The organism is Streptomyces sp. NPDC054047, assembly GCF_055585065.1.
The window spans coordinates 331,500-354,007 of record NZ_JBVJKV010000010.1 but is presented as its reverse complement, the minus strand read 5'-3'; the positions used below and the strand labels follow the sequence as shown (position 1 = coordinate 354,007).

Genomic DNA, 22,508 nt, shown 5'->3' with positions numbered 1-22,508 from the left:
GAGTTAGGAGACCGCTAAGGGGTTAGGAGACCGCTTCGTGCAGGCGGGCGGCCTGCTTGTCCTTGAGCGGGCCGATGGCCGAAAGCGACGGACGGTGGCCGAGGACCTCGCGGGCGACCTCACGGACGTCGTCCGGGGTGACCGCGGCGATCCTGGCCAGCATGTCGTCGACCGACATCTGCTCGCCCCAGCACAGCTCGCTCTTGCCGATGCGGTTCATCAGCGCACCGGTGTCCTCGAGACCGAGGACGGTGGAGCCCGCGAGCTGGCCGATCGCGCGCCCGATCTCGTCGTCCGACAGACCGTGCTCGGCGACCTGGTCGAGTTCGTCGCGGCAGATCTTCAGCACGTCGTGCACCTGGCTCGGGCGGCAGCCCGCGTACACGCCGAAGAGGCCGGTGTCGGCGAAGCCCGACGTGTACGAGTACACGCTGTAGGCCAGGCCGCGCTTCTCCCGGACCTCCTGGAAGAGCCTCGATGACATGCCGCCGCCGAGGGCGGTGTTCAGGACGCCCATGGCCCAGCGGCGCTCGTCCGTGCGGGCCAGGCCCGGCATGCCGAGGATGACGTGGGCCTGCTCGGTCTTGCGGTTGACGACCTCGACGCGGCCCGCCGTGCGCAGGGCGCGGGAGCCCTGGCGCGGGGCGACCGGCGTCGCGTCGGTGCGGTGCAGGGCGCCCGCCTTCTCGAAGGCGGCACGGACCTGACGTACGACCTTGTTGTGGTCGACGTTGCCCGCGGCCGCGACCACCAGGTGCGTCGGGTCGTAGTGCTTCTTGTAGAAGCGGCGGATCCGGTCCGCGTTCAGGGCGTTGACCGTCTCCTCGGTGCCCAGGACGGGGCGGCCGAGCGGGGTGTCGCCGAGCATCGTGTGCGCGAACAGGTCGTGCACGCAGTCGCCCGGGTCGTCCTCGGTCATCGCGATCTCTTCGAGGATGACGCCGCGCTCCGCGTCGACGTCCTCCTGGAGGATCAGGGAGCCCGTCAGCATGTCGCAGACGACGTCGATGGCGAGCGGCAGGTCGGTGTCGAGCACGCGTGCGTAGTAGCACGTGTACTCCTTGGCCGTGAAGGCGTTCATCTCGCCGCCGACCGCGTCAAGGGCGGACGAGATGTCCAGGGCGCTGCGCTTCTTGGTGCCCTTGAAGAGCAGGTGCTCCAAGTAGTGCGTGGCGCCGTTCAGAGCCGGGGTCTCGTCGCGGGAGCCGACGTTCGCCCAGATCCCGAAGGTCGCGGAGCGTACGGAGGGCAGGGTCTCGGTGACGACGCGGAGGCCGCCCGGCAGCGTCGTACGGCGAACCGTTCCGATGCCGTCCTTGCCCTTGAGGAGGGTTTGGGTACGGGCGACGGCCCGCCCCTCCGAAGAGGGGCGGGCCGTCGTCGTGGTGCTACGCGACGTCACTTGTCGGTGTCGTCCTTCGTGTCGTCGCCCTCTTCGCCCTCGACGACGGGGATGAGGGAGAGCTTGCCGCGCGAGTCGATCTCGGCGATCTCGACCTGGACCTTCTGGCCCACACCGAGGACGTCCTCGACGTTCTCCACGCGCTTGCCGCCGGCGAGCTTGCGGATCTGCGAGATGTGCAGCAGACCGTCCTTGCCCGGGAGCAGGGACACGAACGCACCGAAGGTCGTCGTCTTCACGACGGTGCCCAGGTAGCGCTCGCCGACCTCCGGCATGGTCGGGTTGGCGATGCCGTTGATCGTGGCGCGGGCGGCCTCGGCGGCCGGTCCGTCGGCGGCACCGATGTAGATGGTGCCGTCGTCCTCGATCGTGATGTCGGCGCCGGTGTCCTCCTGGATCTGGTTGATCATCTTGCCCTTCGGGCCGATGACCTCACCGATCTTGTCCACCGGGATCTTGACCGTGATGATGCGCGGCGCGTTCGGGGACATCTCGTCCGGAACGTCGATCGCCTCGTTCATGACGTCCAGGATGTGCAGACGCGCGTCACGGGCCTGCTTCAGCGCGGCGGCCAGGACCGAGGCGGGGATGCCGTCGAGCTTGGTGTCGAGCTGGAGCGCGGTCACGAACTGCTTCGTACCGGCGACCTTGAAGTCCATGTCACCGAACGCGTCCTCCGCACCGAGGATGTCGGTGAGGGCGACGTAGTGCGTCTGGCCGTCGATCTCCTGCGAGATCAGACCCATGGCGATACCGGCGACGGCGGCCTTCAGCGGCACACCGGCGTTCAGCAGCGACATCGTCGAGGCGCAGACCGAGCCCATGGACGTCGAGCCGTTCGACCCGAGGGCCTCGGAGACCTGACGGATCGCGTACGGGAAGTCCTCGCGCGAGGGGAGCACGGGCACGATCGCGCGCTCGGCGAGCGCGCCGTGGCCGATCTCGCGGCGCTTGGGCGAACCCACGCGGCCGGTCTCGCCGACCGAGTACGGCGGGAAGTTGTAGTTGTGCATGTAGCGCTTGCGCGTCACCGGCGAAAGGGTGTCGAGCTGCTGCTCCATGCGGAGCATGTTGAGGGTGGTGACGCCCAGGATCTGGGTCTCGCCACGCTCGAACAGCGCCGAACCGTGCACGCGCGGGATGGCCTCGACCTCGGCGGCGAGCGTACGGATGTCCGTGACGCCACGGCCGTCGATGCGGACCTTGTCCTTGATGACGCGCTCGCGGACCAGGTTCTTGGTCAGCGCGCGGTAGGCACCGGAGATCTCCTTCTCGCGGCCCTCGAACTGCGGGAGCAGCTTCTCGGAGGCGATCTCCTTGACGCGGTCCAGCTCGGCCTCGCGCTCCTGCTTGCCGGCGATGGTCAGGGCCTGGGAGAGCTCCGACTTCACGGCGGCGGTCAGGGCCTCGAGCACGTCGTCCTGGTAGTCCAGGAAGACCGGGAACTCGCCGGTGGGCTTGGCGGCCTTGGCGGCGAGGTCCGACTGGGCCTTGCAGAGCGCCTTGATGAAGGGCTTCGCGGCTTCCAGACCGGCGGCGACGATCTCCTCGGTGGGAGCCTCGGCGCCGTCCGCGACGAGCTGGATGGTCTTCTCGGTGGCCTCGGCCTCGACCATCATGATCGCGACGTCGCCGTCCTCCAGGACGCGACCGGCGACGACCATGTCGAAGACGGCGTCCTCGAGCTCGGTGTGCGTCGGGAAGGCGACCCACTGGCCCTTGATCAGCGCGACACGCGTGCCGCCGATCGGACCGGAGAAGGGCAGTCCTGCCAGCTGCGTGGAGCAGGAGGCGGCGTTGATCGCGACCACGTCGTACAGGTGGTCGGGGTTGAGCGCCATGATCGTCTCGACGATCTGGATCTCGTTGCGCAGGCCCTTCTTGAAGGAAGGACGCAGCGGGCGGTCGATCAGGCGGCAGGTCAGGATCGCGTCCTCGGAGGGACGGCCCTCACGACGGAAGAACGAACCGGGGATCTTGCCGGCGGCGTACTGCCGCTCCTCGACGTCCACCGTGAGGGGGAAGAAGTCGAGCTGGTCCTTGGGCCGCTTGGAAGCGGTGGTGGCCGACAGCACCATGGTGTCGTCGTCCAAGTACGCGACGGCGGAGCCTGCGGCCTGCTTGGCCAGGCGGCCCGTCTCGAAGCGGATGGTGCGGGTGCCGAAAGTGCCGTTGTCGATAACAGCCTCGGCGTAGTGGGTCTCGTTCTCCACTAGCGTTTTCTCCTCGTCTTCGTCCCTTGGCCCGTGTGGCACGGGGACGGTGGCGGAGAAGCGCTCCTTCTGGTGCGGGCCGGTCTTCGATCGAAGCACCCGGGCTGTACCCGGGGGCCACTACCGAGGACCGGCGGCGGCTTTCCTTGAGGTGCGCTTCTCCTCGTTCGGTGTGACGTCGTCTCGTCGCCATGTGCGACGCCGCTACGTCTCCGAACCGTGCAGTCCGATTCTGCCCAGTCCGGTATGGGTGTGCGTATGACGTTGTGCGACCAGACTACAAAGCGCTGGTGACACTTCGCACGTAGAGCGTGCGTACATCGTGTACGGCGCTCTTGTGTACGGCTACGTCGTGCTCAGCTGTACGGCGATGTCGTGCTCGGCGATGACGTACTCAGTGACGTCACCGCCACTGTCGCCTTCGCTGTCGGCACGGATCGCGCATACAGCAAAGGGAGCGGTCCCCTCTTGCGTGGGAACCGCCCCCTTCACGATGTCTTACTTGGCGCCCGCCGCGCCGCGACGGATGCCCAGACGGTCCACCAGCGCACGGAAGCGCGCGATGTCCTTCTTGGCCAGGTACTGCAGCAGACGGCGGCGCTGACCGACCAGGATCAGCAGACCACGACGGGAGTGGTGGTCGTGCTTGTGGGTCTTGAGGTGCTCGGTCAGGTCCGAGATCCGGCGGGAGAGCATGGCGACCTGGACCTCGGGGGAGCCGGTGTCGCCCTCCTTCTGGCCGAACTCGGTCATGATCTGCTTCTTCGTAGCGGCGTCGAGCGACACGCTTACTCCTCGTAGTCTTTACGTGGCCACCGAGTGCCCCTGGTCTAAATCGCAGGGGAGCTTCCATAACTCGGGAGGCTAGGTCCGCTGGGCGCTGTCTCCGGGGCCTCGATCACGTACTCGATCGAGGGGGTCTGGGGACGCGTACACATACGGCCGTTACACAGGGTACCAGTCGGCTTGTGGGAGCTTGACCGGGGCCCCGAAAGGTGCCTGCTCCGCCCGCTCCGCAAGGTGTCCCCTACCTCATTCTCCACCCTGCCGTGAGCGGTTCTCCCTCCCTGGTGTGAGCGTGATCGGATACCCGCTCCACGGCTCCAGGCCCCCAGTACGCTGAGCGGGCAGTTCGTTCGCACCGTTCGCACGTCGGATTCGCACGTCGGGAAGGGGCCGTCCCACCATGGCCGAGACAGAGGGCACGAGCGCCCAGGCGCAGGACGAGGACGTCGCAGCGCGCAAGGAGCGGGAGAAGAACGAGCTCTACGCTCTCGACATCTCCGGCGTCGAGTGGCACAGCGCACCGGGCACCGAGGCGCACGAGGAGCGGGTCGAGATCGCGTACCTGCCGGACGGCGCGGTGGCCATGCGGTCGTCGATCGAGCCCGAGACGGTGCTGCGGTACACCGAGGCGGAGTGGCGGGCCTTTGTGCTCGGGGCGCGGGACGGGGAATTCGATCTGGAGCCGACGCCGCCGCAGAGTGCCGGCCGGGACGTGGGCTGACCGGGACGTGGGCTAACTGGGACGTGGACTGACCGGCCTCCCGAGGCCGCTCCCCCGCCGGGGTGCGCGTGGATCTAGTGCTTCGCGCCCTCGATGCCGATGACCAGCCACGACCATTCCTTCTTCTTCTCGGCACTGGGCCGCCCTGAGGCCTTCCTGGTGCCGAAGAAGAAGTACGGGGTCTCCTTGCCGGGCCGGGGGTTCAGGCTCGTCAGTCCCATGGGCGTGATGCGGTCGCCGCTCTCCCGGTACGCGAGGAGCTGGTCACCGCTCATCCGCAAGGGATGGAGCAGCTGATCGCTCCCCGACTCGAACTTCATGACGGTCTTGCCCGTCCCGAGGTCGAACGACACGACGCGATTCGCGTTGTTGACCATGTCGCCGTGCGGGTCCTCGCGGCTCATGACGAAGACCTGGTCGTCACTGACCACCGTCGAGGGGCAGTCGTCGACCGCGCCGAAGCCTCTCGCGAGCGAACAGTTCACGACATGGCGACCGCCTTCGAGCCCGATGGTCGCGCGCCGCTTCCCGCGATCGTCCCGAACACGGTCTCGGACGTCGGGGACGCCTTGCCCCAGACCCTCTCGCCCGTGTCGATGTCGACGAAGGCCACCTGGTTGCACAGTGCCTCGGGATCGTTCTTGGACCTGTGGAGCACCGCTGTGCGGCCTTCCACCCGTCACATGACGGGTGACCCCGCAGATGACAATTCCTGCGAGCTCCGTCCGCTACCAGCGTGGACTGGGTGAAGGAAGAAGGAGGAGGAGGCGGGCCGAAGCTCACGTCGTGAGTTCTTTGTCTGCATCTGTGGGGGGCAGCGGTATCGGGCCGTCTACATGGGGGCACCGGGGGGAAGCGCATGATCGTACGTGGGCGCTCGGGCCGTTGATCCAGCGTGTCGGCCGCACCGCGGTCAACGCCGGTCCGTGGAGCGTCAGTTCCTCCGCACTCCACCCCGAAGCTCCTCTGCACTTCACCCCAAAACGCATGCGCGGCCCGGGGCGGGGTGGCGCGGGCCCCGGATGCCGAGACCGGATTGTTGAGTAGGGCTCGGAGGGCCGACTCGGCGAGAGGTGATGACAGGAGGACTCATGAATTGGCCAGCACTTGTCGCTTGTTGAGCGATTTGTCCGTCACTGTTTCGGATGAGGGGATCACTCCTGCGGGGAGCGTGATGGAACGGACAGCATTCGTGGGGTGGGCTGCCCTGCCGTGCTGGTGCTTTTGGTGATTAGGCTGGGACAGGGCGCGACGCCAGAACCCGCGAGTGGGTTGTGCGCGTCCACCACGGGGAGAGCCATGGCGGATCGGACGACAGAAACGGTCGCCCTCCCACCACGGCACGAGGGTGCTCGACCACATCAGGAGGCATTGTGAACAGCGATCGGGACGAGATCCGCGGGGGCTGGGACACACCCGTCGATGATCAGTCCGACGCGGAGTCCGCTGCCGAGACGACGGGCGAGTTCACCATCGACTACGCCCCGCCTGCCTGGTACACGCAGAACGCGTCCGGCAGTGCGGGGGAGACTCCTTCGGCGTCGCCTGCCGCTCCGGCGACCTCGTCGCCCGTCTCTCCGCCTGCTTCTCCGCCTGCGGCTTCTGCTGAGCCGGTCGCTCCTCCCGTCGCTCCCGAGCCTCCGGCTCCGCCGGTCGGGCTGCCCACTGCTGTGCCGAAGCTGCCTGTGGGGAGTGGGTTCAAGCCGCAGGCGGATTGGGCTGCGCCGACTGCTCCCGTGCCGCCTGCTCCCGAGCCGATTGATCCCGCTCCGGTTGATCCCGCTCCGGTTGTTCCTGCTCCGGAACCTGTTTCATCCGAGAGCGCGGCGGCTTCGGGGGGTGCTGCCGACTGGAGTGGAGCCGTTGCTGGTGTTGCCTCCTCTGTGCATGTGACGGGTGTTGTTCCTAAGCCTGAGGTGGAGCCTGAGCCCGAGTCCGCCCCTGAGCCGGAACCCGAAGATGCGGATGCGCCTGTCGCCGAGAGCAGTGGCGATCTGGAAAGTGGCGCCACCATGCGGTTCTCCGCCGGCGCTCTGAAACGGGAGATCGAGGAGCGTGCCGCCGCTGAGGCTCCGGCTTCGCGGGATGATGACGCCGCGACGGTTGAGCCTGATGCGGAGGAGGCCGGCGAGGGCGAACTTGGTCTTGGCGAGCTTGGTCTTGAGGATGAGAGTCCTGCGGCTTCTGTTGAGCCTGTCGACGAGTCCGACTCGGATGAGGATTCCTCTGCCGTTGATGACGATGTGAGCGTTGACTCCGATGTCGCGGACGAGATCCGTGATGCCGGTCCGCAGGACGCCGTTCCTGCCTCGCCCGTCGACGAAGTGCAGGACTCCGTACCGCCCTCCTGGACTCCGCCGCCCGCGCCGCACAGCGGGCTCCCGCCGTTGCCGCCCGCCTTCCAGCCCGCCGCGCCTGCGTCAGCACCGCAGTGGCCCGTGCCCGGCCAGGCCTCTACGCCGCCGGCCGCCGAGCCGACGCCTGCTGCCGCCGAGCCCGTGCAGCCGCCGGTGCCTCAGCAGGCTGAGCCCACTCCTGCGCCTGCACCTGCCCCTGCACCTGCACCTGCCCCCGCGCCAGCGCCCGTACAGCCGCAGGCTCCGCAGACTGCGCCTCCCGCTTGGCCCTCGCCGACCGGGCCCGTGGCTCCCTCACCTGTCGCGCCCACGCCTCCTGGTGGGTACGGGTTCCCGCAGGCCGGTGCGCCTGCTCCGACCCCGGCACCTGCCCCTGCCCCTGCTCCCGTGACGCCGGCCCCCGAAGCGCCTGCTCCGCCCGCCGGTTATGGGTTCCCGCAGCAGGGCACCGCCCCTGCCCCGCCGAGCGGTTATGGGTTCCCGCAGCAGGGCCCTCCCGCTCCGTACAACCCCAACTCCCCTGCCCCGCAGGGTAGTTACGGGTTCCCGCAGCCCCCAGCGCCCCAGGCCCAGCAGCCGCTCCCGCCCGCCGTCGCCCAGCAGCAGCCAGCACCGCAGGCAACTCCCCAGCCCTCGGCCCCCGTACAGCCGCAGCCTCCGCAACAGCAGCCGCAGCCGCAGCCGCCCCTTCCGGCTCAGCAGCAGCCGCAGGCTCAGCCCCAGGCGCAGCCCCCGGCCCAGCCTCAGCCCCCCATCGACCCCCGCACCGGTGCCGCCTGGCCGCAGGCCGTGCAGCACGATCAGCGGGAGCGGACCAACCCCGGGGCTCCGCTCGGTTACACCGCTGCCGTCGAGCTCTCCTCCGACCGGCTGCTTCGCAACAACAAGCAGAAGGCCAAGAGCAGCCGGCCCGCTGCCGGTGGGTCCCGGTTCAAGCTCGGCGGCAAGAAGGAAGAGGCCGAGCGGCAGCGGAAGTTGGAGCTGATCCGGACTCCGGTCCTGTCCTGCTACCGGATCGCTGTCATCAGCCTCAAGGGCGGGGTGGGGAAGACCACCACCACTACCGCGCTCGGGTCGACGCTCGCCACCGAGCGGCAGGACAAGATCCTCGCCATCGACGCCAACCCCGACGCCGGTACGCTCGGGCGCCGCGTGCGCCGCGAGACCGGGGCCACCATCCGTGACCTCGTCCAGGCGATCCCGTACCTCAACTCGTACATGGACATCCGGCGCTTCACCTCGCAGGCCGCGTCCGGGCTTGAGATCATCGCCAATGACGTCGACCCGGCCGTCTCGACGACCTTCAACGACGAGGACTACCGGCGCGCCATCGACGTACTGGGGAAGCAGTACCCGATCATCCTCACCGACTCGGGTACGGGGCTGCTCTACAGCGCCATGCGGGGCGTTCTCGACCTCGCCGATCAGTTGATCATCATTTCGACGCCCTCCGTGGATGGCGCCAGCAGTGCTTCGACGACGTTGGACTGGTTGTCCGCGCATGGGTACGCCGACCTCGTGTCGCGTTCCATCACCGTCATCTCCGGGGTCCGCGAGACCGGGAAGATGATCAAGGTTGACGACATCGTGTCGCACTTCGAGACGCGGTGCCGGGGCGTTGTCGTCATCCCCTTCGACGAGCATCTCGCCGCCGGCGCCGAGGTCGATCTCGACATGATGCGGCCGAAGGTGCGGGAGGCGTACTTCAATCTCTCGGCGATGGTTGCCGAGGACTTCGTGCGGGCCCAGCAGCAACAGGGCCTCTGGACTTCCGACGGCAATCCGCCTCCGGTCGTGGCTCCGCCCCTGCCGGGGCAGGGGGGTTATCCCGGACAGCAGGGCGCTGCGCCTGCTCCTGCTCCCGGGCAGCAGCCGTACGGCGGGCAGGCGCCGCAGCCCGGGCAGGCGCCGCAGCAGCCGTACGTTCCCCAGCAGCAGCCGCAGCAACAGCAGCCCCCGCAGCAGTACCCCCAGCCGGGTGGGCAGCCCTACCCGCAGCAGCCGGGGGCTCCGCAGGGGTGGCAGAACGCGGCGCCGCAGCAGGCTCATCCGCAGGCGCCTGCCGCGCCGGCGCCTGGACAGCCGTACCAGGATCCTCAGGGGCAGCCCGCGGCTCAGGGGCAGCCGCAGCCTCAGCCGCAGCAGGCTCCGCCGCCCGTTCAGCCTGGGCAGCCGTACCAGCCCGGGGCTCCCTATCAGCCGCAGCCTCCGGCGCCGGACGCGCCGCAGCAGTAGCCTCCGGCGATCTCAACTGGGCCCGCACCGACTTCCGGTGCGGGCCCAGTCCCGTTCCCCGGCCCCGCGGATTCCGCTGACGAACAAGCATTTCCCGCCCACCCGCCCGATCACCCCGCAGCCCCCACCCCCCAAAGGAAGACGCCCTCCCCCACCTGCCCCTCCCCCCACCATCACCCCCCGACCAGCCACGCTTCACAGGTCTTGACCAATGCGGATGAAATCCGGGTCAACTCGTTATTTCCGCAGGCCACATGGGGTTCACCTGCCGTTGACTGACGCAGACTGGCGCTGGTAGACACACACATCAACCAGCTGGCGTTCCTTGATCAACTAGCCATCTCTGCGCGAGCGATGACGCGAGGTCACCGACCCATGGATACACAAGATCAGCACGGCAGAACACGGTCTCACCCCACCACGAAGGCACCCCCACGGCCCCGCGGCCTCAGCCGCACCCGTATCCGTCTCCTCCTGGCATCGGGAGCCGCCGCCTTCACCCTCACCGCGGGCCTCGCCACCCCCCTCAACCCGGCCCCCGACCAGGCCGAGGCCAAGGCGGACGGCAAGAAGACCCTCACCGTCGCGGTGGCCCAGAGCGTCGACTCGCTCAGTCCCTTCCTCGCCCAGCGGCTGCTCAGCACCAGCATCCACCGCCTGACGTACGAGTACCTGACGAACTACGACGCCAAGGACAACCACGCCATCCCCGGCTTCGCCACCAAGTGGGAGCCCTCCGCGGACAAGCTGACCTGGACGTACACCATCCGGGGCGACTCCAAGTGGTCGGACGGCAAGAAGGCGACCGCCGAGGACGCCGCCTGGACGTTCAACAAGGTGATGTCGAAGGAAGGCACCGCCACCGCCAACTCGGGCTTCGTCGCCAACTTCAAGAAGGTGACCGCCCCGAGCCCCACCAAGCTCGTCATCGAGCTCAAGAAGCCGCAGGCCACCATGGCCGCGCTCGACGTGCCGATCGTCCCGAAGCACGTGTGGGAGAAGGTCGACGACGTCTCGAAGTTCAACAACGACGAGTCCTTCCCCATCGTCGGCAACGGTCCCTTCGAACTCACGGACTACAAGACCGACCAGTACGTGAAGCTGAGGGCCAACAAGGACTTCTGGCGCGGCGCGCCCAAGTTCGACGAGCTGGTCTTCAAGACGTACAAGGACCAGGACGCGGCCGTCGCGGCGCTCAAGAAGGGCGAGGTCTCCTTCGTGGCCGGCCAGCCCGCCCTCACCCCGGCGCAGGCCGCCGAACTCAAGGGCACGGAGAACGTGAAGGTGAACGAAGGGCCGGGGCGGCGCTTCTTCGCCATCGCCACCAACCCCGGTGCCAAGACCCGCGACGGCAAGAAGTTCGGTGACGGCCACCCGGCCCTCCTGGACAAGAAGGTCCGCCAGGCGCTCTTCCTCTCCGTGGACCGCGAGGCACTCGTCGACAAGGTCTTCCAGGGGCAGGCCGTCGAGGGCGAGGGGTACATCCCGCCGCGCTTCGCGGAGTACGCGTGGAAGCCCTCCGCCGACCAGAAGCTGTCGTACGACCCCAAGAAGGCCGCCCAACTCCTGGACGACGCGGGCTACAAGAAGAACAGCGACGGCAAGCGCGTCGGCAAGGACGGCAAGCCGCTCGACCTGCGCATCCTGTGCCACGCCACCGACCCGAACGACAAGGCCGTCGGCAAGTACCTCAAGGAGTGGTGGGGCGATCTCGGCATCGGGCTGAAGGTCAACTGCCTCGATGACGTGTCCGTGCCCTGGTACGCGGGCGAGTACGACCTCGCGTTCGACGGCTGGTCGGTCAACCCCGACCCGGACTTCGTGCTCGGCATCCATTCCTGCGCCGCGCTGCCGGTGAAGGCCAAGGAGAGCGCCGCGACCGACAACTTCATCTGCGACAAGAAGTACGACGATCTCTACAACAAGCAGCTGGCCGAGTACGACCCGGACAAGCGCGCTCAGACCGTCAAGGAAATGCAGTCCTGGCTCTACGACTCCGGGTACATGAACATCCTGGCGTACCCGAACGCCGTCGAGGCCTACCGCACCGACCAGATCAAGTCCATCACCACCATGCCGACGGCCGCCGGCAACATCTACGGCCAAGACGGTTACTGGTCCTGGTGGTCGGCGGTGCCCGCGGATGGGAAGAGTTCCTCCAAGGATGGAAGCTCGACCGGTGTCATCATCGGTATCGCCGCCGCCGCGGTGGTGCTCGTCGGCGGTGGAGTCCTGTTCGCCCTGCGCCGCCGTTCGACCGCAGAGGACCGCGAGTAACGCATGACCGCTGACAGCAATCCCGCACTGCTCGACACCGAGGGCGCCGCGGCGACCGACGATCCGGTATTCGCCGGGCCGTCGGCCCGCGGCCCTCGGGCCCGCAATACCCGCGCCTATCTCCTGTACGTGGCGGGCAAGCTGGGCGGCGCCGCCGTCTCGCTGTTCGCCGTCCTTGTGACCAGCTTCTTCCTGTTCCGTCTGATCCCGGGCGACCCGGTGAAGCAGATGACGGGCGGAAAGCGCGTATCGGCCGAACAGCTGGACGCGATGCGCAAGGAGTTCGGCCTCGACCAGCCGGTCATGACGCAGTTCCTCGACTACTGCGGCAATGCGCTGACCGGCGACTTCGGCACCTCGTACCAGTTCCACACCCCGGTGATGGACAAGATCACCGACGCGCTGCCCGCGACGCTCCTGCTCACCGGCACCGCGTTCGTGCTCTACACCCTCATCGGCATCTGGCTCGGCACCCGCACGGCCTGGCGCAACGGCGGGCTCGGGGACCGTGTCCACACCGGCCTGGCGCTCACCCTCTACTCGGTGCCGTCCTTCTGGCTCGGACTGCTCCTCATCATCACCTTCTCGGTGGGCGTCGGCCCGATCCCCGGGCTCTTCCCGACCGGCGGACTCGAATCGGGGGGCGAGACGGGCATCGCGTACGTCCTCGACGTCGCGCACCACATGGTGCTCCCCGTCATCACCCTGGTGGCGGTGGGATACGCCCAGACGCTCCTCGTCATGCGCTCGTCGCTCCTGGACGAGATGGGCAGCGACTATCTGACGACCGCCCGCGCCAAGGGGCTGCGGGACGATCTGGTACGCCGTCGCCATGCCGTCCCGAACGCGATGCTGCCCACCGTCACGCTGATGTTCGTGAACCTCGGCACGGTGGTGGCGGGCGCGATCCTCGTCGAGACCGTCTTCTCCTGGCCGGGGCTCGGCGGGCTCTTCTACGCCGCGCTCAGCGTGCCCGACCTGCCCCTCGTGCAGGGTCTGTTCTTCGTGTTCGCCGCCGCGGTGATCCTGATGAACACCCTGGCCGACGTGCTCTATCCGCTGCTCGACCCGAGGGTGGGCCGATGACGACCGAAGCGACAAAGACCGAGGTCCCGGTCGCGAAGAGCCCCCGGGCGCTCGCCTGGACCCGCAGACGCCACTCCGTCGCCCGCTTCTGGCGCGATTACCGCACGCACCGGGCCGGTCTCTTCGGCCTTGCCGCGCTCGTGGTCATCGCGCTCGTCGCCGTCTTCGCACCGCTCCTCGTCGGCTCGGACGCGCAGAGCGTGACCGACGCGCCGGGCAAGCCGATGGAATCGCCGAGCGGTGAATTCCCGCTGGGCACCGACCAGTTCGGGCGCGACCTGCTGGGCCTGCTGGTGTGGGGCGCGCGGATCTCGCTCACCGTCGGGCTGCTCGCCGCCGTTCTCTCGGTGGCCATCGGCACGATCGTGGGGATCACCGCCGGGCACTTCAAGGGCTGGTACTCCACCGTCATCATGCGCGTCACCGACTGGTTCCTGGTGATGCCGACGCTGGTGCTCGCCATCGCGCTCGCCTCGGTGATGTCCAAGTCCATCTGGACGATCATCCTGGCGATCGGCGTGACCACCTGGCCGACGACCGCACGGCTCGTCCGCGCCCAGACCCTGGCCGTGGAGTCCCGCCCGTACATCGAACGCGCGCAGGCGCTGGGCGGCGGCCACGGCCATGTCATGGGCCGGCACGTCCTGCCCAACGTCATGCCGCTGGTGCTCGCGCAGACGACCCTCGTGATCTCCAACGCCATCCTCACCGAGGCCACGCTCGCCTTCCTCGGCCTCGGCGACCCGACCGTCGTCTCCTGGGGCGGGCTGCTCCAGGACGCGCGCGAGGCGGGCGCGGTCAGCGCGGGCGACTGGTGGTATCTCGCCCCGCCCGGACTCGCCATCGCCGTCGTGGCCCTCGCGTTCACGCTGTGCGGGCGCGCCGTGGAATCCGTGCTGAACCCCAGGCTGGGGGTCTCCCGTTGAGCAGTTCGACCGAAGTGACGGAGACCAAGGTGACGGAACAGCGCCTGCTCGACGTGAGAAACCTCGAAGTGACGTACGCGTCCGGGGCGGCCGCCGTGCGCGGCGTGAACCTCTCGGTCGACGCGGGCCAGAAGCTCGGCGTCGCGGGCGAGTCCGGCTGCGGCAAGTCGACGCTGGCGCTCGCGCTGCTGCGGCTGCTGCCGGCCGGCACGAAGGTGACCGGCGAGGTCCTGCTCGACGGTGAGGACGTCCTCACCATGAAGTGGGGCCAGGTCCGCGCGGTCCGCTGGGCGGGCGCGTCGATCGTCTTCCAGGGCGCGATGCACTCGCTCAACGCGGTGCACCGCATCGGCGAACAGATCGCCGAGCCGATCCTGCTGCACAAGAAGGCCACCCAGGCCGGGGCCAAGAAGAAGGCCGGTGAGCTGCTCGAACAGGTGGGTCTGCCGGCCGCCCGCGCCGAGGCGTACCCGCACGAGCTGTCGGGCGGGCAGCGTCAGCGCGTGATGATCGCGATGGCGCTCGCCTGCGATCCGCGCCTGATCATCGCCGACGAGCCGACGACGGCCCTCGACGTGATGATCCAGGCTCAGATCCTGCGCCTGATCGAGCAGTTGGTGGCCGAGCAGGACCTGGGCCTGATCATGATCAGCCATGACCTCGCGGTGCTCTCCGACACCTGCGACCGGCTCGCGGTGATGTACGCGGGCCGCGTCGTCGAGGAAGGCCCGGCCTCCGAGGTCTACGAGAACGCCCGGCACCCGTACGGAAAGGCCCTCTCGGCGGCCTTCCCCCGCATCGGCGACGCGGCGTCCCGCTTCGCTCCGCGCGGTCTGCCCGGCGACCCGCCGGACCCCTCCGCGCTCCCCACGGGCTGCACGTTCCACCCGCGCTGCACGGTCGCCCTGGACACCTGCACCACGGAGGACCAGGCGCTGCGGGACGCGGGCCCCCGGCACCGCGCGGCGTGCGTACACGCGGGCGCACAGCTTCCGGCGCAGCCGACATCGGCACCGGCGACGGCGGAGCGCACTCCGTGAGCCCCGACAGAACACGCACCGAGGAGCAGCGACGCATGACCACCGATGACCCCCTGCTGTCGGCGGGCGACCTGCACATCACGTTCCCCGGCCGCCGTGGCGCGCCGCCCGCGCGGGCGGTGGACGGCGTGGACCTGGACATCGAGCCGGGCGAGATCGTGGCCCTGGTCGGCGAGTCGGGCTGCGGCAAGACGACCCTGGCCCGTTCCCTGCTCGGCCTGGTGTCGCCCACGTCCGGCAAGGTGACCTTCGGCGGCAAGCCGCTCGACTACTCGGGCCGCGCCCTGAAGGCGTACCGCAAGCGCGTGCAGCTGGTCCTTCAGGACCCCAGCGGCTCCCTCAACCCGCGTCACACGGTGTACGAGGCCGTGGCGGAGGGCCTGCGCATCCACGGGCACGGGGGCGACGAGCAGGCCACGGTCGCCGACGCCCTGTCACGGGCGGGGCTCCGGCCGCCCGAGCGGTTCTTCCTGCGCTATCCGCACGAGCTGTCGGGCGGCCAGCGTCAGCGTGTGGTCATCGCGGGCGCGCTGGTCCTGGAGCCCGAACTGATCGTCGCGGACGAGCCGGTGGCCTCGCTGGACGCCTCCGTACGCGGCGAGATCCTCGCCCTGCTGCTCAAGCTCCGTGACGAACTGGGCCTGTCCGCGCTGGTGGTGACGCACGACCTGGGTCTGGCGTGGAACATCGCGGACCGCGTCGCGGTGATGTACCTGGGCCGGATCGTCGAGACGGGCACGGTGGAGGAGGTCCTGACCTCGCCTCAGCATCCGTACACACAGGCACTGTTGTCGGTGCTTCCGGAGGCCCCCGGTGACCCGGTCGTCCTCACCGGCGAGCCGCCGGACCCGTCGCGCATCCCGGGCGGCTGCCGCTTCCACGCGCGCTGCCAGGTGCTCGCGTCGGGCGAGGCGGAGCGGGCTGGAGTGGCGGACCGGTGCCGTACGGAGGATCTGCCGGTGCTCTCCGGCGGCGGCGAGACGCAGGTGGCGTGCCACTGGGCGGCGGTCAACGTCAGCGCGTCCGGAGTCTGATCGAGGGCGTCAGGGCCTGCGCCGGAACGGCGGCCGGGCGGGGGCCCTGGGGCGGCGGATCGTTACCTCTTCCCCGTACGGGTGATCCGGGGCCTACCGGGCGTGAGCGCTGGGGAGTCACTGATCGGTTCGGTTTCATCACGGACCGTAGTCAACTCCACCGAAGTGAAGGAGATTTCCATGCGCCGTTCCGCCGCCGTCATCCTCGGGGCCGTCGCTCTGCTGGGGGTCCTCGCCGTGCCCGCCGGTGCCGTCCCCGACCCCGTAGGGACCGTCGACTGCGTGGCGCAGGCCGCCGGTGACGTCACCACGCTCGTCGATCCGGCGAGCCTGGGCGTCCCCTCAGAGGTGCCGGGCGCCGCGTGCCTCGCCCCGTGACCTGAACTCCCCTGAGTCGTCCCGTACTTGCGCGGTCACCCGGGACCCGCGCGAGTACGGTCGGCCGCGAACGGCGTGCCGCGTCGTTCCCGGCGGTATCGGTCCCACCGGCATCAGTCCCAGCGGTATCCGTCCCCGAAGTTGAGGACGTGCTCGAGCACGTCCTCCAGGGGGTCGTCGATCTGCCCGGTGCTGATCAGCGAGACCCTGGGCGCGTTGTGCGAGTTGTCGTGGGTCTCGTCCGCGTGCGCCGTGCCGGAGCACAGGACGGTCGGCACCGCGGCCACCGCCGCGACCAGCGCCCAACGGGACATTGCCTGCACCCAACTGCCGTTCACTGCAGCCTCCTTGGACCGTGCACGTGCGGGGCCGCCGATCGCGGCCCGCTCACCGTGCGTAACACCGGCACGACCAGGAAGTCACTGACGATCATACGAACGGGTCGTCGGACGTCGGGGCCCGTGCGTCGCCCGTGTGGGCTAACCCGATCTCCGCGGCCTCTCCCCACCTGCCGGAGGAATCCGGAAGAAAGCAGAGATCGCATGCGTCATCGCCGTGTCCTGACCCTCACCCTGCTCGCGGTCCTGGGCCTGTCCGTCACCGCGATCACCACAGCGGCCACGGCTTCGGCTTCGGCTTCGGCTTCGGCTTCGGCGGCACAGCACGGGACGGCGAACCCGGCCCCGCCACTGCCCCACATCGAGTCGCTGATCACCGAAGGAGTCAACGTCGAGGGCCCGCTGGTCAACAGCGTCGCCCTGCCGCACGTCCTGTAGGGAGGAGGACGGAGGGCCGGGGGCTGGGGGGCTTGGCCCTCGGCCCCCTCCTCCGATTACTCCGAAGCGCCCTTGGCGGAGTCCGCCTCGATGAGCTCGCGGGCCTTCTTCACGTCGTCCGCGATGGCCACGAGCAGCGAGTCGATCGAGTCGAACTTCGCCTGTCCGCGCACGAAGGCGAGAAAGTCCACGGCCACGTGCAGCCCGTACAGATCGAGCCCGATGCGGTCGATCGCGTACGCCTCGACCGTCCGCTCCGTCCCGTCGAACTGCGGGTTCGTGCCGACGGAGATCGCCGCGGGCATCGCCTCGCCCTGCGCGTGCAGCCAGCCCGCGTAGACGCCGTCGGCGGGGATGGCGGTGTGCGGCAGCGTCTCCACGTTGGCGGTGGGGAAGCCCAGTTCACGCCCGCGCTGCGCGCCGCGTACGACGACGCCCTCGACGCGGTGCGGGCGGCCGAGGATCTCCGCCGCGCCCTCCACGTCGCCCTCGGCGACCAGGCGCCGGGTGAGGGTGGAGGAGAAGGGCTCGCCGCCCCCGGCCTCACCGCTCACGTACAGGTCGATGACGTCGACTTCGTAGTCGTACGTGCCGCCGAGCTCGGTCAGGAAGGCGACGTTGCCCGCGGCCTTGTGGCCGAAGCGGAAGTTGGGGCCCTCGACGACCAGGCGCGCGTGCAACTTGTCGACCAGGACCTTGACGACGAAGTCGGCGGGCGACAGCTTCGAGAACTCCGTGGTGAACGGCAGGATGAGCAGCGCGTCCACGCCCAGCTCCGCCATGAGTTCGGCGCGCCGGTGGTGCGGGGCCAGCAGCGGCGGGTGGCTGCCGGGGCGCACGACCTCGGAGGGGTGCGGGTCGAAGGTGACGACCACGGCGGGCACGCCGAGCTCACGGGCGCGCTCCACCGCACGGCCGATGATGAGCTGGTGTCCGCGGTGTACGCCGTCGTAGGAACCGATGGTGACGACGCTGCGCCCCCAGTCCTGGGGGATGTCCTCCAAGCCACGCCAGCGCTGCACTGTCTTTGCTCCTCGCCGAACCTGTGTACGTGTGTGTACGTCCCATTGCCGATTGCGCAGGTCTAAGACTGCCATGCCCGTGCCGTCCGGATCGCATCGGAGGGGGTGGCGGGGGTCACGCGGGGACACGGGCTCCGGCGAGGTTCTCGATCATGCGGCGGGCGCTGGGACCGACGAGGGCGGACCAGTCCTGCGGGGCCGCGCGGATCCACCGGGAGACCAGGGTGGAGAAGCCCGCTACGGAACGGGCCAGCTCGACCAGGCGCCGATCGAAGCAGGTCGCGCCCTCCGGGGTGCGGACGAGCAGCACGCCGGTGCGGTGCACCAGGTCGCGGACCCTTTCCTTGTCGTCGCCGCCCGCCACGGCGCAGAGCACCGCGTCCAGGACCTCGGGCTCGCGCTCCTGGTCGAGCAGCACGTCCAGGAGCTCGGTGCGCAGGGCGCGCGACGCGTCGGTGCCGGGGGCGGCGAGGGCCGCTGCCAGCGCGGCGCGCACCGGGGGCGTGTGGTGCCGCAGGAAGGCCGTGACCAGCGGGTGGAGGACGGCACGGACACCGGGCCCCTGCTCGAACCGCAGGTCGAGGAAGGCCGCCACGTGCCCCGCGAGGTCGGGACGCAGCTCCAGCACATCGCGTACGAGATCGGCCACCCGCCGGGCGAGCCCGGGCGCCGTCACGTCGGCCAGGGCGCGCAGGACGTCGCCCGGCGCGGGGCCGGGTCCGTACAGGCGGGTCCGGAAGGCGGCGAGGATCTGCTCCGGGTGGGTGTCGAGGGCGGTGACGAGCGCGCTCGCGGGCAGCTGCGGGTCGCCTGCGGTGAAGCGCTTCAGGGCGGGCGGCAGATGGCGTGCGCGGGTCTGCGGGTCACGCACGAGGAGGGCGAGGGCGGCGCCGTGCAGGGTGTCGTCGGCGGTGCGGGCGAGGAGGGCGAAGGCCGTGTACCGCAGGAGCCTGTGGTCGGCGTCCGTGGTGGCGTGCGGGGCGGCGCGCAGGCCGTAGGCGACGGCGGCGACACGGCGTGCGGGCCGCTCGTCGTGGACCCAGCGGTCGACGGCCCGGCAGACGGCCGATGGCTCCTCCTCCGCGAGCGCGGCGAGCAGTTCGTCGGCGCGGGGGTGGGCGCAGTCGACCAGGATCTCGGTGAGGTCGTCGATGGCGCGGTGGCGGTGGGTGTGGAGGAGGGCCTGCGCGGCCGATGCGACGGTGGCGTGGGGGGTGGCCGCGAGGGGGCGTTCGTCGGTGAACCAGCGGGTGAGTTGTGGCTGCACCTTTTCGGGCTCGGTGGCCAGGAGTTCGGCTACGGCGTCGAGGCAGCGGCCCTGCCGGGTGCCGGGCGGGGGGTCGTGGATCACTGCCTCCCGCAGGAGGTCGAAGCGGTGGTCTTCGGCCAGGGGCAGGCCCAGCCAGAACTCGGCGGGGTGGCTGCCCTGCTGGGCGAGGTCTTGGAGCAGCCCGAGGTGGAGGCTCGCGTCGGCCACCCGCTGCAGGGTCTCCACCAGCAGATGGCCGGCCCACCACTGCGCGTCCCCACACCCTTGCGCTGCGGCCCCCGGCGGCACGGGACCGCTGCCCCCACCCTCCGTCCAATCAGCCCCCGACGGCGGGGACCTGTGACCCACCTCCCCTGCCACATCAACACCCGGCGGTACAGGACCGCAGCCCCCACCCTCCGTCCAATCAGCCCCCGACGGCGGGAGCCGGTGACCCACCTCCCCTGCCACATCAACACCCGGCGGTACAGGACCGCAGCCCCCACCCTCCGTCCAATCAGCCCCCGACGGCGGGGACCTGTGACCCACCTCCCCCGCCACATCGACACCCGGCGGTACAGGACCGCAGCCCCCACCCTGTGCCACATCGGCCCCCGGCGGCGCGGAACCGCTTCCCCCACCCTCCGTCCAATCAGCCCCCGGCGGCCGGGGCCGGTGACCCACCTCCCCTGCCACATCGACACCCGGCGGTACAGGACCGCAGCCCCCACCCTGTGCCACATCGGCCCCCGGCGGCACGGGACCGTTGCCCTCACCCCCTGCCACTTCGGCACCCGGCGGCTGAGGTTGTGCCCACCCTTCCCCAAGCTCTCGGCTTCGCTCGAGCAAGGGAGACCCCAACCGGCCTGCCGAACGCCTGCCCACAACGAGGGCGGCCTCCCCGTTCCCCCCAGCGGGGGTGGCCCCGCTCTCCGCCGCCGTCCCCGCCGCTGTGGGCAATCGTCCCGCTGGGCGATGGAGGTCCCCCCGCTCGAGCGCAGCCGAGAGTGGGGGAGGGTGGGCACAGCCCTGGATGCCGGGGTCCGACTCGTCAGGCGCCGCGCAAGGCTCCCCGAAGCGGGCCAAGTCCCTCAGCCGGGCCTCCAGTTCAGCGGGGCCCCGCTGTCGGCCCAGGAGCAGCAAGGCCTGGATCACGGGGCCGATGCGGTGCCGGGGTACCGGCAAGGACGACTCGGTGTCCGGCGCAGCCGGCCCGTACCGGTACACCAGCGACCACAGAGCACCGTCCACGTCCAAGTGCATCCCCTGGATCCAGTCCGCGAGCTCCTCGTGCGCGAACCTGTACCCGTCCCCCGCGGGGACGAGGAGCCCCTCCGTGAGCACCGCGGAGGCCCACCCCGCCCCCCACGGGAACACCTCCTCGAACGACGCCCGGTCCAGCTCCCCCTGCCCCGGCCCCAGGCACCGCCGGGCGGCCTCGTGCACCTGCCCGGACACCTTCGCCGCCAGGCGCCGTACCGCCGCGCCCCGGACCCCGTTCGCCGCCGCGAGCCGCACCGCCACCCGCAGGCACAGCACGTCCAGATAGGCCTCGAAGATCTCCTCCCGGTCCGGGCACCCCGGCGGCGGCTCCTCCGGCAGGGCCGCCCGCACCTCCGCGAGGAGCCGCAGGGCCAGCGGATGCCGCGCGTCGGCCGCGGCGAGCGCGCCGTCCGGGATGCCGTACCGCGCCCGTGCGATCCGTGCCTGCCGCTCGGGCAGATCCCGCAGCTCCACGCACCCGGCCGAAAGCGAGGCGGGAAAGTGCGCCCCTGCCTGCTCCCAGTACTCCGAACGGCAGCCCACCACGAGCCGCGCCCCCGTCTCCCGCAGCCACTCGGCCGTCCCCCCGCTCCACTGCGCGAGGCGGTGCGCGAGGACCGGCGGCATCTCCTCCGGCCCGTCGAGCAACAGCAGCAGCGCCCGCCCCTCGTCCCGCACGAGCCGCGCGACCCGCCCGGCGGAGATGTCCCCGAGCCCGTCGTCCGCCTCGGGCAGGGCCTCCTCCGAAGCCTCCAGGATGCGCCCCGCCCGCTGGAGCGCCCGCTCCACCGCGTCGCCCACGCCCGTGTCCGTGCCCTGGAGGTCGGCGCCGCGCAGCCACAGCGTGGGAGCCGGTTCGGCGCCCCGGGAGCGGAGCGCGGCGAGCGCCGCGAGCTCCGTGGTGCGGCCGGTGCCGGGATCTCCGACCAGGCCGAGCACCTGCGCGGGCCCAGCCGTGAAGTCCGCCAACTCCCTTGCGGTGTCCGGGCGTTCGACCGGTTCGAGCAGTGCGGGGCGCGGCCCGTCGGAGCCCACCGACGTCGCCGCCAGGTGCAGCGCGCCCGCCAGGTTCAGATCGCGGCCGTACGCGGGAACGGTCGCCGCGTTGCGTGCGAGGAGCTCGGCGAGCGGCCCGCCCGGATCGGCTGCGGCCGCCTCCCGCAGCGGCACGGCGAACCCCGCCGCACGGTGCTCACTGTGCAGCGCGGTCCCCAGGACGGCGAGCACGGCTCCGGACGAGACGTCGACGACCGGGCCGCCCGCGGCGCCGCCGCCGAGCCGCAGCGCGTCCGCGCCGTCCGTACCGATCGCCAACTCCATGGCGGCGTCGACCAGATGGAAGCGGTCCGTCGCCGTGTACGTCACCGGCGCCGGGCCCAGGACCCGCGCCTCGCGCCTGCCGCGCGCGACGATGCGGACGTAGGCACCCATGGGGGTGGTCTCGCGGACCGTGACAGGCAGGGGCCGCAGGCACAGCCCCTCCGTGCGGACGAGCGCCAGATCGGCCTCGGGGAGTGCCACCACGGAATCGGCGGTCACCACGCAGACACGCTCCCCCGCCGCGTGCAGCACGATCCGCGCGAGGCCGTCGACCGCTTCGTGGCTGGTGATCACCGTGCCGTGGTCGTCGGCGGCGAAGCCCATCCCGCGCGGGCGCCCGGCCAGATCGCAGATCCGCACCAGGGCCCCGTCGAGCGCCGCCGGGTCACCCTGTCCCGCCATGCCCGAACCTCCCCGCCGCGC

17 protein-coding genes are annotated in these 22,508 nt (G+C 70.4%); 9 read left to right on the top strand and 8 right to left on the bottom strand.

Features of this window, described 5'->3' with window-relative positions:
• Positions 1–22 precede the first annotated feature (22 nt).
• From ACZ6ZP_RS32290 to rpsO, 3 genes are all read right to left on the bottom strand, one after another.
• Entirely contained in the window at positions 23–1,402 is a 1,380-nt protein-coding gene (locus ACZ6ZP_RS32290; RefSeq protein WP_351165663.1) for a M16 family metallopeptidase, read from the bottom strand.
• A complete protein-coding gene (locus ACZ6ZP_RS32285; protein ID WP_351165661.1) occupies positions 1,399–3,615 on the bottom strand; it encodes a polyribonucleotide nucleotidyltransferase in 2,217 nt (738 codons plus the stop codon). The genes ACZ6ZP_RS32290 and ACZ6ZP_RS32285 overlap by 4 nt, the downstream gene beginning before the upstream one ends.
• Positions 3,616–4,113: 498 nt before the next feature.
• A complete protein-coding gene (gene rpsO, locus ACZ6ZP_RS32280) occupies positions 4,114–4,401 on the bottom strand; it encodes a 30S ribosomal protein S15 (protein WP_351165658.1) in 288 nt (95 codons plus the stop codon).
• A gap of 400 nt (positions 4,402–4,801) precedes the next feature.
• On the opposite strand from rpsO, the gene ACZ6ZP_RS32275 reads away from it, so the two are divergent.
• On the top strand, positions 4,802–5,122 hold the full coding sequence (locus tag ACZ6ZP_RS32275; protein WP_351165656.1) for a DUF397 domain-containing protein: 321 nt from the start codon (positions 4,802–4,804) through the stop codon (positions 5,120–5,122).
• A 74-nt stretch (positions 5,123–5,196) separates the two neighbouring features.
• Here ACZ6ZP_RS32275 and ACZ6ZP_RS32270 read toward each other — a convergent pair whose 3' ends face one another.
• Together ACZ6ZP_RS32270 and ACZ6ZP_RS32265 are read right to left on the bottom strand one after the other, a co-directional pair.
• A complete protein-coding gene (locus ACZ6ZP_RS32270; RefSeq protein WP_399979912.1) occupies positions 5,197–5,607 on the bottom strand; it encodes a hypothetical protein in 411 nt (136 codons plus the stop codon).
• Positions 5,604–5,798 (bottom strand): hypothetical protein, encoded by a 195-nt coding sequence (locus tag ACZ6ZP_RS32265; RefSeq protein ID WP_366464334.1) that lies wholly within the window; start codon positions 5,796–5,798, stop codon positions 5,604–5,606. The genes ACZ6ZP_RS32270 and ACZ6ZP_RS32265 overlap by 4 nt, the downstream gene beginning before the upstream one ends.
• Positions 5,799–6,495: 697 nt before the next feature.
• Between ACZ6ZP_RS32265 and ACZ6ZP_RS32260 the strand changes: the two genes are divergently transcribed.
• The 7 genes from ACZ6ZP_RS32260 (at position 6,496) to ACZ6ZP_RS32230 (ending at position 16,455) form a co-directional block, all read left to right on the top strand.
• Complete coding sequence (locus tag ACZ6ZP_RS32260) at positions 6,496–9,714, top strand: SCO5717 family growth-regulating ATPase (RefSeq protein WP_469409352.1); 3,219 nt, start codon at positions 6,496–6,498, stop codon at positions 9,712–9,714.
• Between the two features lie 375 nt (positions 9,715–10,089).
• Positions 10,090–11,991: an ABC transporter substrate-binding protein gene (locus ACZ6ZP_RS32255; RefSeq protein WP_469409328.1), complete on the top strand. Its 1,902-nt coding sequence runs from the start codon at positions 10,090–10,092 to the stop codon at positions 11,989–11,991.
• Positions 11,992–11,994: 3 nt separating this feature from the next.
• Complete coding sequence (locus ACZ6ZP_RS32250) at positions 11,995–13,077, top strand: ABC transporter permease (protein WP_351165645.1); 1,083 nt, start codon at positions 11,995–11,997, stop codon at positions 13,075–13,077.
• Positions 13,074–14,003, top strand: a complete 930-nt coding sequence (locus tag ACZ6ZP_RS32245) for an ABC transporter permease (RefSeq protein ID WP_361470252.1) — start codon at positions 13,074–13,076, stop codon at positions 14,001–14,003. Before ACZ6ZP_RS32250 ends, ACZ6ZP_RS32245 begins: the two co-directional genes overlap by 4 nt.
• Entirely contained in the window at positions 14,000–15,043 is a 1,044-nt protein-coding gene (locus ACZ6ZP_RS32240) for an ABC transporter ATP-binding protein (RefSeq protein ID WP_469409325.1), read from the top strand. Before ACZ6ZP_RS32245 ends, ACZ6ZP_RS32240 begins: the two co-directional genes overlap by 4 nt.
• Before the next feature lie 35 nt (positions 15,044–15,078).
• A complete protein-coding gene (locus ACZ6ZP_RS32235; protein ID WP_366464332.1) occupies positions 15,079–16,077 on the top strand; it encodes an ABC transporter ATP-binding protein in 999 nt (332 codons plus the stop codon).
• 180 nt (positions 16,078–16,257) lie between these two features.
• Positions 16,258–16,455, top strand: a complete 198-nt coding sequence (locus tag ACZ6ZP_RS32230; RefSeq protein ID WP_469409323.1) for a hypothetical protein — start codon at positions 16,258–16,260, stop codon at positions 16,453–16,455.
• Between the two features lie 113 nt (positions 16,456–16,568).
• Here the strand turns inward: ACZ6ZP_RS32230 and ACZ6ZP_RS32225 are convergent, their stop codons facing one another.
• Complete coding sequence (locus ACZ6ZP_RS32225; RefSeq protein ID WP_469409321.1) at positions 16,569–16,769, bottom strand: hypothetical protein; 201 nt, start codon at positions 16,767–16,769, stop codon at positions 16,569–16,571.
• 228 nt (positions 16,770–16,997) lie between these two features.
• Here ACZ6ZP_RS32225 and ACZ6ZP_RS32220 point away from each other — a divergent pair, with 228 nt between their 5' ends.
• Entirely contained in the window at positions 16,998–17,231 is a 234-nt protein-coding gene (locus ACZ6ZP_RS32220) for a hypothetical protein (RefSeq protein ID WP_469409319.1), read from the top strand.
• A gap of 56 nt (positions 17,232–17,287) precedes the next feature.
• On the opposite strand, the gene ACZ6ZP_RS32215 is transcribed toward ACZ6ZP_RS32220, so the two are convergent.
• Together ACZ6ZP_RS32215 and ACZ6ZP_RS32210 are read right to left on the bottom strand one after the other, a co-directional pair.
• Positions 17,288–18,253, bottom strand: coding sequence for a bifunctional riboflavin kinase/FAD synthetase (locus ACZ6ZP_RS32215; RefSeq protein ID WP_351165631.1), 966 nt, complete (start codon positions 18,251–18,253; stop codon positions 17,288–17,290).
• A 115-nt stretch (positions 18,254–18,368) separates the two neighbouring features.
• Positions 18,369–22,487, bottom strand: a complete 4,119-nt coding sequence (locus tag ACZ6ZP_RS32210) for a serine protease (protein WP_469409316.1) — start codon at positions 22,485–22,487, stop codon at positions 18,369–18,371.
• Between the last annotated feature and the right edge of the window lie 21 nt (positions 22,488–22,508).